Origin of the sequence: Streptomyces otsuchiensis (genome assembly GCF_004305975.1) — a bacterium.
In the GTDB taxonomy this organism is placed as follows: Bacteria; Actinomycetota; Actinomycetes; order Streptomycetales; family Streptomycetaceae; genus Streptomyces; species Streptomyces otsuchiensis.
The window spans coordinates 1-1,727 of record NZ_BHZI01000498.1 but is presented as its reverse complement, the minus strand read 5'-3'; the positions used below and the strand labels follow the sequence as shown (position 1 = coordinate 1,727).

The following is a 1,727-nucleotide window of genomic DNA, read 5'->3' as shown; positions in this document are numbered from 1 at the left end:
GCCCCCGTGGCACCGGCACCCGCGCCGCCCCGGGTGGTGAGGCCCCGGACGCTGCCCCCGGCCGCGCCGTCCCGCCGGGGCGAGGTGGACGCCGCTGACGAAGCGGACGCGGCTGCCTGTGACTTCAGCCTCTACTTCTTCGGCGACTACCCCGACCACGAGGCCGACGACAAGTACGGGCTGATCATGGAGGCGGCCGAGTTCGCCGACCGGAACGGTTTCCACTCGCTGTGGTTCCCGGAACGGCACTTCAACTCCTTCGGGGCCCTCTTCCCCAACCCCTCGGTGCTGGCCGCCGCACTGGCCGCCCGCACCAGCCGCATCATGCTCCAGGCCGGCTCCGTCGTCCTGCCGCTGCACCACCCGGTCCGCGTCGCCGAGGAATGGTCGGTCGTCGACAACCTCTCGGGCGGCAGGGCCGGACTGTGCGTCGCCAGCGGGTGGCACGCCACGGACTTCTCGCTCGCGCCGGAGAACTACGGGCGCAACCGCGAGGTGATGTACGAGAACCTCGCGGCGGTCGAGAAGCTGTGGTCCGGAGCACCCCTGGCGGCCACCGCCGGTGACGGCAGTTCCGTGGAACTCCGGCTGCACCCACGACCGGTACAGAAGCGGCTCCCGCTCTATGTCGCCGTGGTGGGCAACCCCGACAGCTACCGCCGGGCCGCCGCCGAGGACCTGGGCGTGGTCACCAACCTGATGACGCAGACCGTCGACCAACTGGCGGAGAACATCGCCCTGTACCGGCGCACCCGGGCCGAGCACGGCCTCGACCCGGACGCCGGACGCGTCGTGGTGCTCGTCCACACCTACCTGGAGGAGGACGCGGAGAGCGCCCGCGCCACCGCCTACCGCCCGTTCGTCTCGTACCTGAAGTCGTCCCTCGCGCTCTTCGGGCAGGTCACCAACAGCCTCGGCTTCGAGATCGACCTGGACAACGCGCCCGAGGCGGACGTGGAGTTCCTGCTGGAGCGCGCCTACGAGCGGTACTGCGAGTCCCGCGCCCTGATCGGTGACGAGCGTTCCGTCGCCGGGACCGTGCGCCGGCTGGCCGGGGCCGGAGCGGACGAGATCGCCTGCTTCGTGGACTTCGGCGTCGCCAAGGACGAGGTGCTCGCCTCCCTGCCGGCGCTCGACCGGCTCCGTCGCGGCGTTCGCGGTGTCCGTGGCGCCGGCGGCGCTCCCGGTGAGGAGTCGGCGGCGACCGCACCGCGTCGGGCCCCGCTCTCACCCGCGCAGCGCCGCATCTGGTTCCTGGAACAGGCACACCCCGGCACCAGCATGTACCACGAGCCCAAGGCGATCCGCCTCGACGGGTCGCTGGACGTTCCGACGCTGCGCGGCGCGCTGCGGCAGGTGGCCGGCCGCCACGAGTCGCTGCGCACGGTCTTCCGCGAGCACGACGGCGATCCCTACCGGCTGGTGCTGGACCGGGTCGATCTCGACTGCCCGGTGGAGGACCGTGACGGCGAGTCCTTCGAGGACGCGCTGCGCGCGGTCCTGGAGACGGAGGGGCGCCGGGTCTTCGACCTCGGTTCCGGACCGCTGCTCTCCGCTCGTCTGATCCGCCTGTCGGACGAGTGCCATCTGCTCTTCCTCCTGGCCCACCACCTGGTCTTCGACTCCTCCTCCACCACGGTGCTGGCACGCGACCTCGCCGCCTGCTACCGGGCCGGGCCGGACGGCGAGGTCGCGTGCCAGCACCGTGGTGGAGGAGGAGTCGAAGA

The 1,727-nt window shown here is 72.0% G+C and carries 1 protein-coding gene; it reads left to right on the top strand.

Going from position 1 to position 1,727, the window contains the following annotated elements:
* A partial coding sequence (locus E0D90_RS25430) for a MupA/Atu3671 family FMN-dependent luciferase-like monooxygenase (protein WP_130800261.1) occupies positions 1-1,727 on the top strand: 1,727 nt, incomplete at both ends.